The 16,384-nt window shown below is 43.2% G+C and carries 15 protein-coding genes; 11 read left to right on the top strand and 4 right to left on the bottom strand.

The window, feature by feature from the left end; all coding sequences use genetic code 11:
* The first annotated feature begins 153 nt into the window (after nucleotides 1-153).
* The 8 genes from mvk (at nucleotide 154) to tig (ending at nucleotide 7,813) form a co-directional block, all read left to right on the top strand.
* Nucleotides 154-1,032: a mevalonate kinase gene (mvk, locus tag QM843_RS05500; protein ID WP_414304400.1), complete on the top strand. Its 879-nt coding sequence runs from the start codon at nucleotides 154-156 to the stop codon at nucleotides 1,030-1,032.
* Nucleotides 1,014-1,967, top strand: a complete 954-nt coding sequence (gene mvaD / locus QM843_RS05495) for a diphosphomevalonate decarboxylase (protein WP_261150146.1) — start codon at nucleotides 1,014-1,016, stop codon at nucleotides 1,965-1,967. Before mvk ends, mvaD begins: the two co-directional genes overlap by 19 nt.
* Nucleotides 1,954-2,961, top strand: coding sequence for a phosphomevalonate kinase (locus QM843_RS05490; RefSeq protein ID WP_414304399.1), 1,008 nt, complete (start codon nucleotides 1,954-1,956; stop codon nucleotides 2,959-2,961). Before mvaD ends, QM843_RS05490 begins: the two co-directional genes overlap by 14 nt.
* Nucleotides 2,945-3,955 carry a type 2 isopentenyl-diphosphate Delta-isomerase gene (gene fni, locus QM843_RS05485; protein WP_261150143.1) on the top strand — a complete coding sequence of 337 codons (1,011 nt, stop codon included), beginning with the start codon at nucleotides 2,945-2,947 and terminating at the stop codon, nucleotides 3,953-3,955. Before QM843_RS05490 ends, fni begins: the two co-directional genes overlap by 17 nt.
* Nucleotides 3,956-4,031: 76 nt before the next feature.
* Complete coding sequence (gene liaF / locus QM843_RS05480) at nucleotides 4,032-4,730, top strand: cell wall-active antibiotics response protein LiaF (RefSeq protein WP_261150142.1); 699 nt, start codon at nucleotides 4,032-4,034, stop codon at nucleotides 4,728-4,730.
* A complete protein-coding gene (locus QM843_RS05475; protein ID WP_314499978.1) occupies nucleotides 4,727-5,722 on the top strand; it encodes an envelope stress sensor histidine kinase LiaS in 996 nt (331 codons plus the stop codon). The genes liaF and QM843_RS05475 overlap by 4 nt, the downstream gene beginning before the upstream one ends.
* Nucleotides 5,723-5,735: 13 nt before the next feature.
* Complete coding sequence (locus QM843_RS05470) at nucleotides 5,736-6,368, top strand: response regulator transcription factor (RefSeq protein ID WP_261150140.1); 633 nt, start codon at nucleotides 5,736-5,738, stop codon at nucleotides 6,366-6,368.
* A gap of 161 nt (nucleotides 6,369-6,529) precedes the next feature.
* Nucleotides 6,530-7,813, top strand: coding sequence for a trigger factor (gene tig / locus QM843_RS05465; protein ID WP_020902972.1), 1,284 nt, complete (start codon nucleotides 6,530-6,532; stop codon nucleotides 7,811-7,813).
* A 47-nt stretch (nucleotides 7,814-7,860) separates the two neighbouring features.
* Here tig and recD2 read toward each other — a convergent pair whose 3' ends face one another.
* The 3 genes from recD2 to rnhC form a co-directional block, all read right to left on the bottom strand.
* Nucleotides 7,861-10,227, bottom strand: coding sequence for an SF1B family DNA helicase RecD2 (recD2, locus tag QM843_RS05460; protein ID WP_414304398.1), 2,367 nt, complete (start codon nucleotides 10,225-10,227; stop codon nucleotides 7,861-7,863).
* 118 nt (nucleotides 10,228-10,345) lie between these two features.
* Nucleotides 10,346-10,960, bottom strand: a complete 615-nt coding sequence (gene lepB / locus QM843_RS05455) for a signal peptidase I (RefSeq protein WP_414304397.1) — start codon at nucleotides 10,958-10,960, stop codon at nucleotides 10,346-10,348.
* Nucleotides 10,961-10,963: 3 nt separating this feature from the next.
* Complete coding sequence (rnhC, locus tag QM843_RS05450; protein ID WP_414304396.1) at nucleotides 10,964-11,845, bottom strand: ribonuclease HIII; 882 nt, start codon at nucleotides 11,843-11,845, stop codon at nucleotides 10,964-10,966.
* 86 nt (nucleotides 11,846-11,931) lie between these two features.
* Between rnhC and zapA the strand changes: the two genes are divergently transcribed.
* The 3 genes from zapA (at nucleotide 11,932) to QM843_RS05435 (ending at nucleotide 15,219) form a co-directional block, all read left to right on the top strand.
* On the top strand, nucleotides 11,932-12,234 hold the full coding sequence (zapA, locus tag QM843_RS05445) for a cell division protein ZapA (RefSeq protein ID WP_414304395.1): 303 nt from the start codon (nucleotides 11,932-11,934) through the stop codon (nucleotides 12,232-12,234).
* Nucleotides 12,231-12,779 carry a CvpA family protein gene (locus tag QM843_RS05440; protein WP_414304394.1) on the top strand — a complete coding sequence of 183 codons (549 nt, stop codon included), beginning with the start codon at nucleotides 12,231-12,233 and terminating at the stop codon, nucleotides 12,777-12,779. Before zapA ends, QM843_RS05440 begins: the two co-directional genes overlap by 4 nt.
* Before the next feature lie 103 nt (nucleotides 12,780-12,882).
* Entirely contained in the window at nucleotides 12,883-15,219 is a 2,337-nt protein-coding gene (locus tag QM843_RS05435; protein WP_414304393.1) for an endonuclease MutS2, read from the top strand.
* Nucleotides 15,220-15,268: 49 nt separating this feature from the next.
* On the opposite strand, the gene QM843_RS05430 is transcribed toward QM843_RS05435, so the two are convergent.
* The gene (locus QM843_RS05430; RefSeq protein ID WP_150922809.1) at nucleotides 15,269-16,198 is read right to left on the bottom strand and encodes a helix-turn-helix domain-containing protein; all 930 of its coding nucleotides are present in this window, start codon (nucleotides 16,196-16,198) and stop codon (nucleotides 15,269-15,271) included.
* Between the last annotated feature and the right edge of the window lie 186 nt (nucleotides 16,199-16,384).

The following is a 16,384-nucleotide window of genomic DNA, read 5'->3' as shown; positions in this document are numbered from 1 at the left end:
CTTGTAGAAAAAAATAATACTCTTCGAAAATCAAATTCAAACCACGTCAGCGTCGCCTTACCTTACTCAAGTACAGCCTGCGGCTAGCTTCCTAGTTTGCTTTTTGATTTTCATTGAGTATGAGACGGCTTTTTCGTCTAGCAAAAGGAAAAAATGACAAAAAAAGTTGGTGTCGGTCAGGCACATAGTAAGATTATTTTAATAGGGGAGCATGCGGTCGTTTACGGTTATCCTGCCATTTCTCTGCCTCTTTTGGAGGTGGAAGTGACTTGTAAGGTAGTTCCTGCAGCGAGTCCTTGGCGTCTCTATGAGGAGGATACCTTGTCCATGGCAGTTTATGCTTCTCTGGAGTATTTGGATATCAAAGAATCCTGCATTCGCTGTGAGATTGACTCGGCTATCCCTGAAAAACGAGGAATGGGTTCGTCAGCAGCTATCAGCATAGCGGCCATTCGAGCGGTATTTGACTACTATCAGGCAGAACTGCCTCATGATGTACTAGAAATCTTGGTCAATCGGGCTGAGATGATTGCACATATGAATCCGAGTGGTTTGGATGCCAAGACCTGTCTCAGTGACCAGCCTATTCGCTTTATTAAGAACGTAGGATTTACAGAACTTGAGATGGATTTATCCGCCTATTTGGTGATTGCCGATACCGGTGTTTATGGTCATACTCGTGAAGCCATCCAAGTGGTTCAAAACAAGGGCAAGGATGCCCTGCCGTTTTTGCATGCCTTGGGAGAATTGACCCAGCAGGCAGAGGATGCGATTTCACAAAAAGATGCTGAAGGACTGGGACGAATCCTCAGTCAAGCGCATTTACATTTAAAAGAAATTGGTGTCAGTAGCCCTGAGGCAGACTCTCTGGTTGAAACGGCTCTTAGCCATGGTGCTCTGGGTGCCAAGATGAGCGGTGGTGGGCTAGGAGGCTGTATCATAGCCTTGGCAACCAATTTGACACACGCACAAGAACTAGCGGAAAGATTAGAAGAGAAAGGAGCTGTTCAGACATGGATAGAGAGCCTGTAACAGTACGTTCCTACGCAAATATTGCTATTATCAAATATTGGGGAAAGAAAAAAGAAAAAGAGATGGAGCCTGCTACTAGCAGTATTTCTCTGACTTTGGAAAATATGTACACAGAGACGACTTTATCGCCTTTACCAGTCCATGCGACAGCTGATGTCTTTTATATCAATGGTCAGCTACAAAATGAGGCGGAGCATGCCAAGATGAGTAAGATCATCGACCGCTATCGCCCAGAAGGTGAGGGCTTTGTCCGCATCGATACTCAAAACAATATGCCGACCGCAGCGGGTTTGTCCTCAAGTTCGAGTGGTTTGTCCGCCTTGGTCAAGGCTTGCAATGCCTATTTCAAACTTGGATTGGATAGAAGCAAGTTGGCACAGGAGGCTAAATTTGCCTCAGGTTCTTCTTCTCGGAGTTTTTATGGACCACTAGGTGCCTGGGATAAGGATAGCGGAGAAATTTATCCTGTAGAGACAGACTTGAAACTAGCTATGATTATGTTGGTGCTGGAGGACAAGAAAAAACCAATCTCTAGCCGTGATGGGATGAAACTTTGTGTGGAAACTTCGACTACTTTTGACGACTGGGTGCGTCAGTCTGAGAAAGACTATCAGGATATGCTGGTTTATCTCAAGGAAAATGACTTTGCCAAGGTTGGGGAATTAACTGAGAAAAATGCCCTGGCTATGCACGCTACGACCAAAACAGCATCACCAGCCTTTTCTTATCTGACCGATGCGTCTTATGAAGCCATGGACTTTGTTCGTCAGCTTCGTGAGCAAGGGGAAGCCTGCTACTTTACCATGGATGCTGGTCCCAATGTCAAGGTCCTCTGTCAAGAGAAAGACTTGGAGCATTTATCAGAAATCTTTGGTCAACGTTATCGCTTGATTGTGTCAAAAACAAAGGATTTGAGCCAAGATGATTACTGTTAAAACTTGCGGAAAACTCTATTGGGCAGGCGAATATGCTATTTTAGAGCCTGGGCAGTTGGCCTTGATAAAGGACATTCCCATCTATATGAAGGGCGAGATTGCTTTTTCTGATAGTTACCGTATCTACTCAGATATGTTTGATTTTGCAGTGGACTTGACGCCAAATCCTGACTACAGCTTGATTCAAGAAACGATTGCTTTAGTGGAAGATTTCCTCGTTTATCGTGGGCAGACCTTGCGACCTTTTTCTCTAGAAATCCATGGCAAAATGGAAAGAGAAGGGAAAAAGTTTGGCTTGGGTTCTAGCGGTAGCGTCGTTGTCTTGGCTGTCAAGGCTTTATTGGCCCTGTATGACGTTTCAGTGGATAAGGATTTCTTGTTCAAGCTGGCCAGTGCTGTTTTGCTCAAGCGAGGAGACAATGGTTCTATGGGAGACCTTGCCTGCATTGTAGCAGAGGGTTTGGTTGTCTACCAGTCATTTGATCGCCAGAAGGTAGCTGATTGGTTGGAAGAAGAAAACTTGGAGACAGTTCTGGAGCGTGATTGGGGCTTTTCAATTTCGCAAGTGAAACCAACTTTAGAATGTGATTTCCTAGTGGGATGGACCAAGGAAGTGGCTGTATCAAGTCACATGGTCCAGCAAATCAAGCAAAATATCAATCAGAATTTTTTAACTTCCTCAAAAGAAACGGTGGCTTCTTTAGTAGAATCCTTGGAGCAGGGGAAAGTAGAAAAAAGCATCGAGCAAGTAGAAGTAGCCAGCAAGCTCTTAGAAGGCTTGAGCGCAGATATTTACACGCCTTCGCTTAGACAGCTGAAAGGGGCCAGTCAAGATTTGCAGGCCGTTGCTAAGAGTAGCGGCGCTGGTGGTGGTGATTGTGGTATTGCCTTGAGTTTTGATGAGCAATCAACTGAAACCCTAAAAAACCGATGGGCCGATCTGGGGATTGAGCTCTTATACCAAGAAAGGATAGGACATGACGACAAATCGTAAAGATGAGCATATCCGCTATGCCCTTGAGCAGAAAAGTTCCTATAATAGCTTTGATGAGGTGGAGTTGATTCATTCTTCCCTGCCTCTTTATGACCTGGGTGAGATTGATTTGTCTACAGAATTTGCGGGTCGAAAGTGGGACTTTCCTTTTTATATCAATGCTATGACGGGTGGAAGCGATAAGGGAAGAGAAATCAATCAAAAGCTGGCTCAAGTGGCGGAAGCCTGTGGTATTTTATTTGTAACGGGTTCTTATAGCGCAGCCCTCAAAGATCCAACAGATGACTCTTTTTCTGTCAAATCTAGCCATCCCAATCTCCTTCTTGGAACCAATATTGGATTGGATAAGCCGGTTGAACTTGGTTTGCAGACTGTGACAGAGATGAATCCTTTACTTTTACAAGTGCATGTCAATGTCATGCAGGAGTTGCTCATGCCTGAGGGAGAAAGAAGGTTCAGAAGCTGGCAATCGCATCTAGCAGATTATAGCAAGCAAATCCCCGTCCCTATTGTTCTCAAGGAAGTAGGCTTTGGAATGGATGCCAAGACCATCGAAAGAGCCTATGAACTGGGTGTTCGTACAGTGGATCTATCAGGTCGTGGCGGTACCAGCTTTGCCTATATTGAAAATCGTCGCAGTGGTCAACGTGACTACCTCAATCAATGGGGCCAGTCTACCATGCAAGCCCTTCTCAATGCCCAAGACTGGAAAGACAAGGTCGAACTCTTGGTCAGTGGAGGCGTTCGGAATCCGCTGGATATGATTAAGTGCTTGGTCTTTGGTGCCAAGGCTGTGGGACTGTCACGTACCGTTCTGGAATTGGTTGAAAGCTACACAGTCGAAGAAGTAATTGGCATTGTCCAAGGCTGGAAAGTAGATCTACGCTTAATCATGTGTGCTCTGAACTGTGCCACTATAGCAGATCTGCAAAACGTAGACTACCTTCTCTACGGAAAATTAAAAGAAGCAAAGGATCAGATGAAAAAGGCGTAACCAGCGCCTTTTTTCCATCCTCAGACTGAGGTGACTTTTTTGAATTGTGATAAAATAGAAGGGAGAGGATGAACCTATGAGAAAATTTAAAATCTTTTTATTTATCGAAGCCTGTCTTTTGACAGGAGCTCTGATTTTGATGGTATCAGAGCATTTTTCGCGTTTTCTGCTGATTTTATTCCTCTTTTTGCTTTTGATTCGCTATTACACTGGTAAAGATGGCAATAACCTTCTCTTAGTAGTGGCAACCATTCTCTTCTTTTTCATCGTCATGCTCAATCCTTTTGTGATTCTAGCTATTTTTGTTGCGGTTATTTATAGCCTCTTTCTTCTTTATCCGATGATGAACCAGGAAAAAGAACAGACCGATTTGATTTTTGAAGAGGTGGTGATGGTTAAGAAGGAGAAAAATCGTTGGTTTGGAAATCTCCATCATTTTTCAAGCTACCAGACTTGCCAGTTTGATGATATCAATCTCTTTCGCCTTATGGGTAAGGACACCATTCATCTGGAGAGGGTCATCCTAACCAATCATGATAATGTCATTATCCTCAGAAAGATGGTAGGAACGACCAAAATCATTGTACCTGTAGATGTGGAAGTCAGTCTCAGCGTCAACTGTCTCTATGGTGATTTAACTTTTTTCAACCAGCCCAAGCGATCCCTCCGAAATGAACACTATCATCAAGAAACCAAAGACTATCTCAAGAGTAACAAGAGTGTCAAGATTTTCTTGACCACTATGATTGGAGATGTGGAGGTGGTCAGAGGATGAAAAAACAAGCTTATGTAATCATTGCTCTTACCTCCATCCTGTTTGTCTTATTTTTCTCCCACAGTTTACTGGAAATTCTTGATTTTGACTGGTCTATTTTCCTGCAGGATGTCGAAAAAACAGAAAAATTTATCTTTTTATTGTTGGTTTTCAGCATGTCCATGACCTTTCTCTTAGCCCTGTTTTGGAGAGGTATCGAAGAGCTTTCTCTAAGAAAAATGCATACTAATCTCAAGCGTTTGTTGGCAGGGCAAGAAGTGGTTCAGGTTGCAGATCCAGATTTGGATGCCAGTTTCAAGTCCTTGTCAGGTAAACTGAACCTTTTGACAGAAGCACTTCAAAAGGCTGAAAATCAAAGTCTTGCTCAGGAAGAGGAAATCATTGAGAAGGAACGGAAGCGACTTGCTCGGGATTTGCACGATACAGTTAGTCAGGAGTTGTTTGCGGCTCACATGATTTTATCAGGTATCAGTCAGCAGACTTTGAAATTGGATAGAGAAAAGATGCAGATCCAGCTGCAGAGTGTCACAGCTATTTTAGAAACCGCCCAGAAGGATTTGCGGGTCTTGCTCTTGCATTTGAGACCAGTTGAACTGGAGCAAAAGAGTCTGGTTGAGGGAATTCAAATTCTCTTAAAAGAGCTTGAGGACAAGAGTGATCTCAAGGTTAGTTTCAAGCAAAATGTAACGAAATTGCCTAAGAAAATCGAGGAGCATATCTTCCGCATCCTGCAAGAGTTGATTAGCAATACCCTCCGTCATGCCCAGGCATCTTGTCTGGATGTTTACCTCTATCAGACAGATTTTGAATTGCAGCTGAAGGTGGTAGACAATGGGATTGGTTTCCAGTTGGGGAATTTAGATGACCTGAGTTATGGACTCCGCAATATCAAGGAGCGGGTTGAAGATATGGCAGGGACGGTTCAGTTATTAACAGCTCCCAAGCAAGGACTGGCAGTTGATATCCGTATTCCCCTGTTAGATGAGGAATGATGAAGGAGTAAAGATGAAAATTTTACTAGTAGATGACCATGAAATGGTTCGATTGGGCTTGAAAAGCTACTTTGACCTCCAAGACGATGTAGAAGTTGTGGGCGAGGCGTCCAACGGGTCTCAAGGCATTGATTTAGCCTTGGAATTACGTCCAGATGTCATTGTCATGGATATTGTCATGCCTGAGATGAATGGGATTGATGCGACCTTGGCTATCCTCAAAGAATGGCCTGAAGCCAAGATTTTGATTGTGACTTCGTACTTGGACAATGAAAAAATCATGCCTGTCTTAAATGCCGGTGCTCGGGGCTATATGCTCAAGACTTCTAGTGCAGATGAATTGCTACACGCTGTTCGTAAGGTGTCTGCTGGTGAGTTGGCTATTGAACAAGAGGTCAGCAAGAAGGTCGAATACCACCGCAATCACATAGAACTACATGAGGACTTGACTGCGCGTGAGCGAGATGTTCTCCAACTCATCGCTAAAGGATATGAAAATCAGCGTATCGCTGATGAACTTTTTATCTCTCTCAAGACGGTCAAGACTCATGTGTCCAATATCCTTGCCAAACTTGAAGTCAGCGATCGTACCCAGGCTGCAGTCTATGCCTTTCAGCACCACTTAGTGGGGCATGAGGAGTTCTAATAGTTATGTAAAAATAATGTTGGAGAAATGGCTGACCTTAGTATCAAAGAAGCAAGCAAGTACCTCTCCCATTATTGAAAAGCGCATTCATTACTTGAAAAAAGTCGCCCATTTATGTTATAATAGACTGTATTTAAAAAATTTTAAGGAGAAATGACAGAATGTCTGTATCATTTGAAAACAAAGAAACAAACCGTGGTGTCTTGACTTTCACTATCTCTCAAGACCAAATCAAACCAGAATTGGACCGTGTCTTCAACTCAGTGAAGAAATCTCTTAATGTTCCAGGTTTCCGTAAAGGTCACCTTCCACGTCCTATCTTTGACCAAAAATTTGGTGAAGAGTCACTTTACCAAGACGTTATGAACGCTCTTTTGCCAAACGCATATGAAGCTGCTGTTAAAGAAGCTGGTCTTGAAGTCGTTGCTCAACCAAAAATTGACGTAACTTCAATGGAAAAAGGTCAAGACTGGGTTATCACTGCTGAAGTCGTTACAAAACCTGAAGTAAAATTGGGTGACTACAAAAACCTTGAAGTATCAGTAGATGTTGAAAAAGAAGTAACTGACGCTGACGTTGAAGAGCGTATCGAACGCGAACGCAATAATTTGGCTGAATTGGTTATCAAAGAAGCTGCTGCTGAAAACGGTGACACTGTTGTCATCGACTTTGTTGGTTCTATCGATGGTGTTGAATTTGACGGCGGAAAAGGTGAAAACTTCTCACTTGGACTTGGTTCAGGTCAATTCATCCCAGGTTTCGAAGACCAATTGGTAGGTCACTCAGCTGGTGAAACTGTTGATGTTATCGTAACATTCCCAGAAGACTACCAAGCAGAAGACCTTGCAGGTAAAGAAGCTAAATTCGTAACAACTATCCACGAAGTAAAAGCTAAAGAAGTTCCAGCTCTTGACGATGAGCTTGCAAAAGACATCGACGAAGAAGTTGAAACACTTGCTGAATTGAAAGAAAAATACCGCAAAGAATTGGCTGCTGCTAAAGAAGAAGCTTACAAAGATGCAGTTGAAGGTGCAGCAATTGATAAAGCTGTAGAAAACGCTGAAATCGTAGAACTTCCAGAAGAAATGATCCACGAAGAAGTTCACCGTTCAGTAAATGAATTCCTTGGAAACTTGCAACGTCAAGGTATCAACCCTGACATGTACTTCCAAATCACTGGAACTACTCAAGAAGACCTTCACAAACAATACGAAGCAGAAGCTGAGTCACGTACTAAGACTAACCTTGTTATTGAAGCAGTTGCGAAAGCTGAAGGATTTGACGCTTCAGAAGAAGAAATCCAAAAAGAAATCGAGCAATTGGCAGCAGATTACAACATGGAAGTTGCACAAGTACAAAGCTTGCTTTCAGCTGATATGTTGAAACACGATATCACAATCAAAAAAGCTGTTGAATTGATTACAAGCACAGCAACAGTTAAATAATCTTAATAAACAAAAATCCCACCTGAATTGGTGGGTTTTCTTGTGCACTATTTTCCAAAAATCTCTTTGAGGTCTGCGTCAGTAATCCCAATCATGGCGGGGATGCTGTCCCAGTTTTCTTCTGTCAGGATGTAGGATTGTTCAGAGGTACTTGATGTGGCAGTTTCAGAGACAGCTGGTTGCTTTTCTTCAACATTCTCCAATAAATCACTGAAGCGTTCAATCAGATAGGTTTTTCGGGCAGTTCCGATATGTTGGGTAGCATAATCAAAGGCCTGTAATTCGCCTAGTAAGATAAGCTTGCTTTTGGCGCGTGTAATGGCTGTGTAGATGAGATTGCGCTCCAGCATACGCCTGCTAGCACTGGTGATAGGTAGGATAACAACAGGGAACTCACTTCCCTGCGATTTATGGATACTCATGGCATATGCCAAGCGAATCTTGTACCATTCGTTACGTGGGTAAGAGACTTCGTTGCCGTCAAAATCAATGACAATCTCGTCTTGTTTCGACTCGGTGTATTTACCAGGAATCAGGTCTGTGATGGCTCCTAAATCTCCATTAAAGACATTAATTTCAGCATCATTGACCAGGTGAATGACCTTGTCGCCCTTACGATAATGGCACTGGGGAGCTTCAAAACTAAGTTGGTCTTTTTGTGGTGGGTTAAGGAGGTCTTGCATGAGCTGGTTGATGGCATCAATCCCTGCCGTCCCTCTGTACATGGGAGCCAGAACTTGGATATCACGGGCAGGAATACCACTTCTGAGGGCAGCGCCTAAGATTTTTTCAATCGTAGCTGGAATATGGCCACTAGCAATTTCAAAGTAGGAACGGTCTGCTTTTTTCTGGGTGAAATCAGCTGGCAAGATTCCCTGTCGAATTTGACTAGCTAGGGTGACGATGGTTGATTCTTCGCTTTGTCGGTAAATTTTTTCCAAGCGAGTCTGAGGAATCAAGGAAATATGAAGCAGATCAGCTAGAACTTGACCGGGACTGACAGACGGTAGCTGATCGCTGTCGCCCACGATGAGGATTTTACTGTTAGAAGAGATGTTGGAGAAGAGTTGGTTGGCCAGCCAAGTGTCCACCATGGAGAATTCATCCACGATAATAAAGTCAGCATCTAGATAATCTTCCAGATGACTGGTATCATCGTCGCCTGTCATTCCTAAGTGGCGGTGTATGGTCGCGCTAGGCAAGCCTGTTAATTCGTTCATGCGTCGAGCTGCTCGTCCAGTTGGAGCGGCAAGAAGAATTGGCAGGTTGCTTTTTTTCCTGAGGTCAAGTCCTTCTAAAAGGGCGTAAACAGCGATGATCCCATTGATAACAGTTGTCTTACCAGTACCGGGCCCACCTGTCAGGATAAAGACCTTGTTCTGGATAGCGTCGCAGATAGCTTGTTTTTGAATGCTATCATACTCAATCCCTAGTTCTTGCTCGACAGTAGTGATATGTTTTTGAATAGTTTCTAAATCTTGGCTCTTCTGTTTTCCTTTTTCAAGGATACGAACCAAGTGACTGCGGATGCCTTCCTCAGCGAAAAAGAGGCTATTATCAAAGATTTTGGTATCAATTTGCTGAACCTTGTCTTCTTCGATTAGGTAGGAGAGTTCTTGGGCCACTTGGCTGGGGTCCAGTTCCACGGGGCGAGAAGATTCAAGGAGAGTAAGAGTTTGTTCTAGCAAATCCCGTGCTTCAACATAGGTGTCCCCTGTTTCCATACAGGCCTGAAAAAGACTATGAACTAGACCGGCACGGAAGCGCTCGGGAGCCTGACTTTCGATGCCTAGTTCTTCCGCTAATTGGTCAGCAATAGTAAATCCCAAACCCTTGATATCCTCAACCAATTGGTAGGGATAATTTTCAACCACATCAAGGGTTTCTTCCTTGTAAAAGTCTTGAATCTGAAAGGCTAGTTTGTTGGGAATGCCGTAGTTGGCTAGTTTGGCCAAAACCATCTCCGTTCCGTAGTTGAGACGGAGAGTGGAGACGAAAGCCTCGCGATTTTTGGCAGAGAGCCCTGAGATGCCTTCTAGCTTTTCTGGGTGTTGCAGAATTTCGTCAATGGTATTATCGCCATAGGTATCCACAATTTTCTGAGCAGTCTTGAGACCAATTCCCTTGAAATGGCTACTTGAAAAGTACTTAACCAATCCCTTGCTAGTTGGTTTTGAGCGTTCATACCGGCTGATTTGCAGTTGCTCCCCATACTTGGAGTGCTGGACAATTTGCCCCCAAAAAGTATAGTCTTCTCCCTCAATCACGTCAGCCATAGTGCCCGTGACAATGATTTCAAAGTCATCAAAATCCTCTGCGTCCGTATCTTCGATTTCTAGGAGGAGGATGCGATAAAAATTGCTGGGATTTTCAAAAATAATCCGTTCAATGGTTCCTGAAAAATAAACTTCCATAAAATTCCTTTGTATGAATAGGTGAGAGTTGGGGGTGTTTTTATTATAGTCAATAAACAATCACTTCTCACGATAGAAGAAGAGGCTGAGATTCTTGATTCTCGGCCTCTTAGGTCTCTTAAAATGTTCCGATACGGGTGATTGGCCAGAAGCGGAATTTAGCTTCCCCTGTGATATCTTTTGCTTTAAAGGTACCTACGTGGCGGCTGTCGCTCGAAACCAAGCGGTCATCTCCGAGGAGGAGGTATTCTCCTTCTGGGACAGTAAAGCTAAAATTGGTGTTGTAGTTGACATCAACTGTGAAGGCTTGAGCTTTTTGAGCGATACTTCTAAAGAAAGTTCCTTTATTTCCTTCAAATCCCTTGCCTGAGTAGGTGCTTTGGAGTTTGTCGTCCTTAAAGCGTTTGATGTAGTCAGCTAGGTAAGGCTCGTCCGTCTCTTTGTCATTGATGTAAAGTTTATCGTTTTCGTAACGGATGGTATCGCCAGGCATTCCGATGACACGCTTGACGATATCCTTATTGCCATCTTCCTCATGGGCTACCACGATATCAAAACGGTCAATCGGAAGGTGCTTAACAACAAAGAGGATTTCGCCATCCGCTAGGGTCGGATCCATGGAATGGCCTTCTACGCGGACATTACTCCAAAAAAAGATACGGCTTAAAGCTAGTACTGACAGAATCAGGAGAAATAATCCCCACTCTTTTAGGAAATTTTTAAATGAATTCATAACTTACCTTTCTAAGCGTTGTTTCGCTTTTTCAGTATTTTTAAAGTGCAGTTTGGCACAGAAGTTGAGTCCCTGCATACCATAGGCTTGCAAAATCTGGCTAGCCACCTTATCAGAAGCTGTTCCAGCTCCACTTGGAAGTTGATAGCCCAGTTCTCGTCCTAGATTTTCAAGATTTTCCAGAAAGAGATCACGCGCAATGATAGAAGAAACTGCGACAGCCAAGTATTTGCCCTCAGCCTTTTCTTCTAAGCTGATAGGATTGCTGAAACGATTGGCCTCTTGTGCCAAGTACTTGTCATAATTTTTAGCACTGGTAAAGGCATCAATCACAATTTTCTCAGGCTGGACACCTTTTTGAAGGAGGAGATAGATAGCCTGATTATGGAGGGCCACCTTAACCGAAACAGCGTTGTAGCGGTCTCCGATGACCTCGTTGTACTTGCTTGGTGAGAGAAGCAGTGCCTGGTACTGGATTTTTTCCTTGAGGATAGGGGCAATCTGACGAATCTTTTGGTCGGTCAGAGTCTTGGAATCCCCCACACCGAGTTTTCGTAAGAAATCATGCTGGTCAGGTGTGACAAAGGAAGCCACAACTGCAAGTCCACCAAAGTAGGAACCATTTCCAACCTCATCTGTCCCAATCAAAGGGAAATTTTGTCCGCTGGTTTGCTCTACAACTTGATAGCCAAAGAAACGAGCGTATTTCTCAGCCCCTTCACCCTGAAGCAAGACCTTTCCAGAAGTATAGATAGAAACCGTTGCCTGAGGCAGTCTCAAAAAGTAGCGGATATAGGGGTTCTTACTGGGAGTCAGACTGGTTTGATAGTGTTCAAGGAAAGCCTGGATCTCCTTTTCGCTTGGTGTGAGTGTTATACTTGCCATAGTTTCTATTGTACCACAAAAACAGGCAAATTTGTAAAAACTGACAAAGTTAGCGAATTTTGGTATAATATCGTGAGGTGAATTTTATGGCAAATCTAAATCGATTCAAATTTACATTCGGAAAAAAATCATTAACCTTGACAACCGAACACGATAACCTCTTTATGGAGGAAATCGCTAAGGTTGCGACAGAAAAATACCAAGCAATTAAAGAACAAATGCCTAGTGCAGACGATGAAACCATAGCAATTATGTTGGCAGTCAACTGTTTGTCAACTCAACTCAGCCGTGAGATTGAATTTGACGATAAGGAGCAAGAATTAGAAGAACTCCGTCACAAGCTCGTGACTTGCAAGCAAGAACAAAGCAAGATTGAGGATTCATTATGATTTCACTCCTTCTTCTATTGGTCTTGGCTTGGGGATTTTATATCGGCTATCGGAGAGGCTTGCTCTTGCAGGTTTATTACCTAATTGCAGCCATGGCATCGGCTTTTATGGCTGGCCAGTTTTATAAGGGACTTGGGGAACAATTCCATTTATTGCTTCCTTATGCAAATCCGCAGGAAGGTCAGGGGACTTTCTTCTTCCCATCGGATCAACTCTTTCAGTTGGATAAGGTCTTTTACGCAGGTATCGGCTACTTGCTTGTATTTGGGATTGTCTATAGCATCGGTCGTTTGCTTGGTCTCCTCTTACACTTACTTCCTAGTAAAAAGCTGGGTGGCAAGTTGTTCCAAGTTTCAGCAGGTATCTTGTCCATGTTGGTGACCTTATTTGTTTTGCAAATGGCTTTAACCATCTTGGCGACTATTCCCATGGCAGCTATACAAAATCCTCTTGAAAAGAGTATCGTCGCAAAACACATCATCCAGAGCATACCAGTAACAACCAGTTGGCTCAAACAAATCTGGGTGACAAATTTAATCGGATAAAAAGGGCAGGAGTTTTCCTAGCCCTTTGTTTACAGATTTGACTAGAATCTATCAGAATATAAAAAGCTACCACACCTAGACATTCAAAGAAAAGGAAATAAAGATGAACAAGAAAATATTAGAAACATTAGAGTTCAATAAGGTCAAGGCCTTGTTTGAACCCCATTTGTTGACCGAGCAGGGTTTGGAGCAGTTGAGACAGCTGGCTCCGACTGACAAAGCGGATAAAATCAAACAGGCTTTTGCTGAGATGAAGGAAATGCAGGCTCTCTTTGTCGAGCAACCGCATTTTACCATTCTCGCAACTAAGGAAATTGCAGGAGTCTGCAAGCGATTGGAGATGGGCGCAGACCTCAATATTGAGGAGTTTCTACTCTTGAAGCGCGTGCTTCTGTCTAGCCGAGAACTGCAAAGTTTTTACGCCAATCTGGAAAATGTCAGCTTGGAAGAATTAGCCCTTTGGTTTGAGAAATTACACGATTTTCCGCAATTACAAGGAAATCTCCAAGCCTTTAATGATGCAGGTTTCATTGAAAATTTTGCCAGTGAAGAATTGGCGCGCATCCGTCGGAAAATCCATGATAGCGAGAGTCAGGTACGCGATGTTTTACAGGACCTGCTCAAGCAAAAAGCGCAGATGTTGACAGAGGGGATTGTTGCCAGCAGAAATGGCCGTCAGGTTTTACCAGTCAAAAACACCTACCGCAATAAGATTGCAGGTGTCGTTCATGATATTTCTGCTAGTGGAAATACCGTCTACATCGAACCCCGTGAGGTGGTCAAACTGAGCGAAGAAATTGCTAGTTTACGAGCAGATGAGCGCTATGAAATGCTTCGCATTCTCCAAGAAATTTCTGAGCGTGTTCGCCCTCATGCGGCTGAGATTGCCAATGATGCTTGGATTATCGGCCATCTGGACTTGATTCGTGCCAAGGTCCGCTTTATCCAAGAAAGACAAGCAGTCGTACCTCAGCTGTCAGAAAATCAAGAAATTCAACTGCTCCATGTCTGCCATCCTCTGGTCAAAAATGCCGTCGCAAATGATGTCCATTTTGGCCAAGATTTAACAGCTATTGTCATTACAGGCCCCAATACAGGTGGGAAGACCATCATGCTCAAAACTCTGGGTTTGACACAGGTTATGGCCCAGTCTGGTTTGCCGATTTTAGCAGACAAGGGAAGTCGTGTTGGTATCTTTGAAGAAATCTTTGCCGATATTGGCGATGAGCAGTCTATTGAGCAGAGTTTGTCTACCTTCTCTAGCCACATGACTAATATTGTGGATATTCTTGGCAAGGTCAACCAACATTCACTCCTACTCTTGGATGAGTTGGGGGCTGGTACCGACCCTCAAGAGGGAGCCGCCCTCGCTATGGCTATTCTGGAGGACCTTCGCCTACGTCAAGTCAAGACCATGGCTACGACCCACTATCCAGAACTTAAGGCCTATGGTATTGAGACAGCCTTTGTGCAAAATGCCAGCATGGAGTTTGATACTGCAACTCTTCGCCCGACCTATCGCTTTATGCAGGGTGTTCCTGGCCGAAGCAATGCCTTCGAAATCGCTAAACGTTTAGGACTATCTGAGGTTATCGTGGGGGATGCCAGCCAGCAGGTCGATCAGGACAATGATGTCAACCGAATCATTGAACAACTGGAAGAGCAGACACTGGAAAGTCGCAAACGCTTGGACAATATCCGTGAGGTGGAGCAAGAAAATCTCAAGATGAACCGTGCTCTCAAAAAACTTTACAACGAGCTCAATCGTGAAAAGGAAACCGAGCTTAATAAGGCGCGTGAACAGGCTGCTGAGATTGTGGACATGGCTCTAAGTGAGAGTGACCAGATTCTCAAAAATCTCCACAGCAAATCTCAACTCAAACCCCATGAAATCATTGAAGCCAAGGCCAAGCTGAAAAAATTGGCTCCTGAAAAAGTAGATTTATCTAAAAATAAGGTCCTTCAAAAGGCCAAGAAAAAACGAGCTCCTAAGGTGGGCGATGATATCGTGGTTCTCAGTTATGGCCAGCGTGGTACCTTGACCAGACAACTCAAGGACGGCCGCTGGGAAGCTCAAGTCGGCTTGATCAAGATGACCTTGGAAGAGAAAGAATTTGACCTCGTTCAGGATCAGCAAGAAAAACAAGTCAAGAAGAAACAAGTCAATGTCGTGAAACGAACTTCTGGCCGAGGACCTCAAGCCAGACTGGACCTTCGAGGCAAACGCTATGAAGAGGCTATGAATGAGCTAGATGCCTTTATCGACCAAGCCTTGCTTAATAATATGGCTCAAGTTGATATCATCCACGGTATCGGTACAGGAGTCATCCGTGAAGGTGTTACCAAATACCTACAAAGAAACAAACATGTCAAGAGTTTCGGCTATGCCCCACAAAATGCTGGAGGGAGTGGCGCAACTATTGTGACCTTTAAAGGATAAGAAAAGCCTGAGGAAATATGTGGTTCCTCAAGCTTTTTTGATTTCTAGATTATATATCTAAAGGTTGTCCAGTGTGATTGAGTTGTGTGACAGTAACAAAGAAATCCTCTCTCATTCGAGTCAGAAGTTGATTTGGATAGATTTTTTCAAAGTTATCAAGACTGGCAAAGATATGCTTAGCAAGTTCTAGACCTCTGACATCGTCTTGTCTGAGAAAATTATTAGCTCGTTCCATAGAAAGACTAATCATCTCTGTCATCTTGGTACTCAGTAGAGGGAAAGTATTAATCACTTCCAGGGTCTTCAACGCTAGATTTTCAGCTTTATCATAGTAGCCATTAACAGAGTAATGCTTGATAGCAGTTCTTAAGCAGGCAATATAATAGTCAGAAGTACGGATTGAATGGTATTCAGTCTGTTTTTTTAGAGTATCTAATAAGTGGTAGAGCCTATAATCTAAAAATTCGATTGAAAAGTGAGGCAAGATAGATGAAAAGATATTCACCTCAATTTTATTCCAGTCGTCCAATTCACTGAGATAGTTCTTGATATATTCTAGTTCTTGATAATCTTTTGGAGTCAGAAAAGAATCGCCGATGATGTTTGCGATAGCAAATTTATTGACTACACGATTGGCAATCACATAGTGTTCAGCGATTCCAGGATTTTCCAAGGGCTGATTAATCAAGCTAATGATCTTTTTAAATTCACGCTTATAAGCCAAATCAGCAACTTGAGCCTGTAATTTATGAAATTCAGTTGGAAACATCTGCGTTTTAAGACTATCAAAGGTCTCTTTATCAATTCCAATATTAGAAAGAATCTCTTCAAATTTTTGAATGGTTATCCGAGATTTCCCTTGCTCAAACTGACGTAAAAAATGAGGAGTCACTGTAGTTCCAGCAGCTTCCTTCTGTGTAAACCCTCTTTCCTCACGAATAGCCTTATAGACTAATCCATACACACTTTCATCTTGCATCCTAAATCTCCTCAAGTCCTTTTTTCCATTCTATCATAATTCTACCAGTTTTTAAGGGACCAGCGTCAGACTTGACTAAGTCAGCAGCAGACGCAGCTAAACCAAACGCAGGCAATGATATCGTTAAACCAGCGGACAAAACTGTAGTAGCTAACCCAGACAAACTTACAGACGCTGAGAAGAAAG

This window comes from Streptococcus mitis, assembly GCF_047463435.1.
Taxonomy (GTDB): domain Bacteria; phylum Bacillota; class Bacilli; order Lactobacillales; family Streptococcaceae; genus Streptococcus; species Streptococcus mitis_DS.
Note: the sequence above shows the minus strand (reverse complement) of the source record. Positions and strands in the feature narration are given on the sequence as shown.

What these genes read in the sequence shown, in the direction of transcription:
- zapA (WP_414304395.1), top strand. Translation starts at nt 11,932, where the DNA reads ATGGCAAATCTAAATCGATTCAAATTTACATTCGGAAAAAAATCATTA.
- fni (WP_261150143.1), top strand. Translation starts at nt 2,945, where the DNA reads ATGACGACAAATCGTAAAGATGAGCATATCCGCTATGCCCTTGAGCAG.
- QM843_RS05430 (WP_150922809.1), bottom strand. Translation starts at nt 16,198, where the DNA reads ATGCAAGATGAAAGTGTGTATGGATTAGTCTATAAGGCTATTCGTGAG.
- tig (WP_020902972.1), top strand. Translation starts at nt 6,530, where the DNA reads ATGTCTGTATCATTTGAAAACAAAGAAACAAACCGTGGTGTCTTGACT.
- QM843_RS05490 (WP_414304399.1), top strand. Translation starts at nt 1,954, where the DNA reads ATGATTACTGTTAAAACTTGCGGAAAACTCTATTGGGCAGGCGAATAT.
- QM843_RS05435 (WP_414304393.1), top strand. Translation starts at nt 12,883, where the DNA reads ATGAACAAGAAAATATTAGAAACATTAGAGTTCAATAAGGTCAAGGCC.
- liaF (WP_261150142.1), top strand. Translation starts at nt 4,032, where the DNA reads ATGAGAAAATTTAAAATCTTTTTATTTATCGAAGCCTGTCTTTTGACA.
- lepB (WP_414304397.1), bottom strand. Translation starts at nt 10,960, where the DNA reads ATGAATTCATTTAAAAATTTCCTAAAAGAGTGGGGATTATTTCTCCTG.
- recD2 (WP_414304398.1), bottom strand. Translation starts at nt 10,227, where the DNA reads ATGGAAGTTTATTTTTCAGGAACCATTGAACGGATTATTTTTGAAAAT.
- mvaD (WP_261150146.1), top strand. Translation starts at nt 1,014, where the DNA reads ATGGATAGAGAGCCTGTAACAGTACGTTCCTACGCAAATATTGCTATT.
- QM843_RS05475 (WP_314499978.1), top strand. Translation starts at nt 4,727, where the DNA reads ATGAAAAAACAAGCTTATGTAATCATTGCTCTTACCTCCATCCTGTTT.
- rnhC (WP_414304396.1), bottom strand. Translation starts at nt 11,845, where the DNA reads ATGGCAAGTATAACACTCACACCAAGCGAAAAGGAGATCCAGGCTTTC.
- QM843_RS05440 (WP_414304394.1), top strand. Translation starts at nt 12,231, where the DNA reads ATGATTTCACTCCTTCTTCTATTGGTCTTGGCTTGGGGATTTTATATC.
- QM843_RS05470 (WP_261150140.1), top strand. Translation starts at nt 5,736, where the DNA reads ATGAAAATTTTACTAGTAGATGACCATGAAATGGTTCGATTGGGCTTG.
- mvk (WP_414304400.1), top strand. Translation starts at nt 154, where the DNA reads ATGACAAAAAAAGTTGGTGTCGGTCAGGCACATAGTAAGATTATTTTA.